The sequence below is a fragment of the Neisseria sp. P0022.S010 genome (genome assembly GCF_051956635.1).
On sequence record NZ_JBQCXF010000440.1, the window covers coordinates 1 to 2,505 of the forward strand.

General features: G+C 49.6%; 3 protein-coding genes and 1 pseudogene. 3 read left to right on the forward strand and 1 reads right to left on the reverse strand.

Translation table 11 applies throughout. The annotated features are described in order from the left end of the window. A pseudogene (locus ACTHUT_RS17900) lies at positions 1 to 273 on the forward strand (LD-carboxypeptidase); the annotation flags it as partial. A gap of 63 nt (positions 274 to 336) precedes the next feature. Here ACTHUT_RS17900 and serC read toward each other — a convergent pair. Next, positions 337 to 1,443 (reverse strand): phosphoserine transaminase, encoded by a 1,107-nt coding sequence (gene serC, locus ACTHUT_RS17905; RefSeq protein ID WP_440385585.1) that lies wholly within the window; start codon positions 1,441 to 1,443, stop codon positions 337 to 339. 343 nt (positions 1,444 to 1,786) lie between these two features. Here serC and rimP point away from each other — a divergent pair, with 343 nt between their 5' ends. Further along, positions 1,787 to 2,218, forward strand: coding sequence for a ribosome maturation factor RimP (rimP, locus tag ACTHUT_RS17910; RefSeq protein WP_440385584.1), 432 nt, complete (start codon positions 1,787 to 1,789; stop codon positions 2,216 to 2,218). Between the two features lie 27 nt (positions 2,219 to 2,245). After that, on the forward strand, positions 2,246 to 2,505 hold a 260-nt coding region (locus tag ACTHUT_RS17915; protein ID WP_440419271.1), incomplete at its 3' end, for a NusA N-terminal domain-containing protein.

A 2,505-nucleotide genomic window follows, 5' to 3' on the forward strand; every position in this document is an offset into this window, starting at 1 on the left:
TTCTCCGCCGTCGTCAACCACATTTCGCGCACCGCCAAGATTCCTGTGTTGACCGGTTTCCCATTCGGCCACATCACCAACAAAACCACTTTCCCGTTGGGCGCGCATGCCAAAGTCCGCAGTACCGGCAACGGCGGTTATTCCGTCACCTTCAGCGGCTACCCGACGCTGAATCCGTCCGCGCTGACACTCGACAACCTGCTGCCGCCTCCCGTGCCGACTTACGACAACACCATCTACCGCGACAGCATCACTGAAGAAGTGACCGAATAAGGCTTGTTCAAATCAAAAGGCCGTCTGAAACTGGGTTTCAGACGGCCTTTTTATATCTTCATCTTAACCGTAACGTCGTTGGAAATCTTTCATAAATTCGGCCAACGCGTTCACACCTTCAAGCGGCATCGCATTGTAAATGCTGGCGCGCATACCACCGACGGTTTTATAACCCTTGAGCAGGCACAAGCCCTGCAACTCGGCTTCCAACACAAAGCGGCGGTCCAAGTCTTCGCTTGCAGTTTTGAAGACCACGTTCATTTTGGAACGCGCATCAGGATGAATATCGTTGATGTAAAAACCGCTGCTGCCGTCTATCGCCTCATACAAGGTTTGCGCCTTCATTCGATTGACCGCTTCAATTTTTTTCACACCTCCCTGCGTTTGTAGCCAGCGGAACACCAAGCCCGACATATAAATCGCATAGGTGGACGGCGTGTTGTACATACCGTCGCGGTTGATGTGCGAACGGTAGTTGAACACATCGGGAATATCGTTCGGACAACGCTCCAGCAAATCCTCGCGGATAATGACCACGGTCGCACCGGCAGGACCGATATTTTTTTGTGCGCCGGCATAAATCAGGCCGTAATCGGACACATCAAACTCACGCGACAAAATCTCGCTGGACATATCGCACACCAGCGGCGGCAGGCCGTCTGAAAGTTTGGGGACGTTTTGATACTGCAAGCCGTTTACGGTTTCATTAATCGCAAAATGAACAAACGCAGAATTCGGGTTGACATCCCAATCCTCAACCGCAGGCAGGTTTTTATAGGCATATTGCTCGCCGCCATGCGCAGCCAAACGGATTTCGGCATTGCTCAAACGGCTCATCTGTTCATAGGCAATACGGCTCCAGTTGCCCGTTACCACCGCGTCGGCAGTCGCAAAACCGTGCGCCAAATTCATGGCCACCATATTGAATTGCGTGGTCGCACCGCCCTGTAAAAACAGGATTTTATAGTTGGACGGAATATTCAAAAGCTGGCGCAAGTCTTGTTCGGCATGATGCAGAATACTCAAAAACATATCCGAACGGTGGCTCATCGCCATCACGGGGAAACCCGTACCGTTGTAGTCGAGCATTTCCTGTTGCGCGGTACGCAATACGGCTTCCGGCAATACGGCAGGACCTGCGGAAAAATTATAAATCGGGTGTACGGACATAGCGGCCATCTTTCTTATTCGGAGGGTATGAAGAAATTGTAGAACCGCCTTGCACATTGTGCAAGCATGAAAAATCAGGAAATCCAAGGCCGTCTGAAAACAAAGCAATACCAATTCTTTGTTTTCCAAAATAATTTCAGAAACACCATATCAAAACTTGTCAACAATTCCCTTTTCAGACGGCCTCACCCCTCCCCTTTACATTTAAGCAATCACTTCAAAAAATCCACGCCAAATCAACGCTTTTCTTTTATCTGGAAAACAGTTATAATAGGCCAATTTTTCAAATCACACGAAAAATGGCCGCGCGGCCATTTTTTTGTTTATGTACTTCTGGAGAAGCATGGATATTCAAAGCATTCTTGATAAAACCCTGCCCGGCTTGGGCTACGAGCTGGTCGATTTCGAACTGACCGCGCAAGGCGATTTGCGCATTTTTATTGATAAAGAAGGCGGCATCACCGTCGAAGACTGCGCCACTGTCAGCAACCATCTGAGCCGCGTGTTCATGGTTGAAGACATCGACTACAGACGCTTGGAAATCTCCAGCCCGGGCCTTGACCGGCCGTTGAAAAAAGCCGCCGACTTCGTGCGCTTTACCGGCCAGAACGCCAAAATCAAAACACGCCTGCCGATTGATGGTCAGAAAAACTTCATCGGCCGCATCGAATCTTGCGAAAACGACATTGTTACCGTCTCTTTCGACGGCAAAACTGCCCAAATCGAATTGAGCAACATCGACAAAGCCCGTTTGCGCCCCGAATTTAAATTTTAAAAACCGATTACTTGGAGATTCTAGAAAATGAGTCGCGAAATGTTACAGCTGGCCGAAGCGCTGGCAAGTGAAAAAAACGTTGAAACGGAAGTCGTATTCAAAGCCCTTGAATTCGCCCTCTCTACTGCCGCCAAGAAAAAAGCCGACCGCGAGCACATGGACGTGCGCGTCGAAATCGACCGCGATACCGGCGAATACCAAACCTTCCGCCGCTGGCTGATTGTTGCCGATGAAGACTACACCTACCCCGACGTAGAAAAAACCATCGAGGAAATCCAAGAAGAAAT

Excerpts from the sequence above, each read along its gene's own strand:
- rimP (WP_440385584.1), top strand. The coding sequence starts at position 1,787 with ATGGATATTCAAAGCATTCTTGATAAAACCCTGCCCGGCTTGGGCTAC.
- serC (WP_440385585.1), bottom strand. The coding sequence starts at position 1,443 with ATGTCCGTACACCCGATTTATAATTTTTCCGCAGGTCCTGCCGTATTG.